This is a genomic window from Enterobacter cloacae complex sp. P16RS2 (assembly GCF_014982155.1).
GTDB lineage: Bacteria > Pseudomonadota > Gammaproteobacteria > Enterobacterales > Enterobacteriaceae > Enterobacter > Enterobacter cloacae_M.
Map to the genome: position 1 here is coordinate 140,328 of NZ_JADCKW010000028.1, position 380 is coordinate 140,707.

Here is a 380-nt window from a genome sequence, read left to right on the forward strand (position 1 = left end):
CGAAGCCGCCACCCGACTTTAACCCAACCGATAGTGCATCAAATAATACTCTCCGTCCGGAGAATCACCCGTCGCCTCAATGTGCCAGCCGTGTCGCTGGTAAAAAGCAATAGCCCGCGCATTCTTCACCAGGCACTTAAGCGAACCCGTACTGGTAAACGTTTCCTGTACGTGTTCAAGTAAATCATGCCCGACGCCCATGCTCTGATACTGCGGATCGACAAACAGGTTGTGCAGGAAATTATCGTTCGTCCAGACGGAGGCAAAACCCAGGCGATGACCGTTCTGTGCAGCAACCCAAATCACTTCGTCACGGGTTGCCGCGTCAAAGTCTTCCAGCTGCCAGTCTGCACTGTCCAGCCATGGCCAGGCTCCACGCC

General features: G+C 54.7%; 1 protein-coding gene. It reads right to left on the minus strand.

Features of this window, described 5'->3' with window-relative positions:
- Nucleotides 1-18: 18 nt before the first annotated feature.
- A partial coding sequence (locus INF68_RS17885) for an N-acetyltransferase (protein WP_227412897.1) occupies nt 19-380 on the minus strand: 362 nt, incomplete at its 5' end.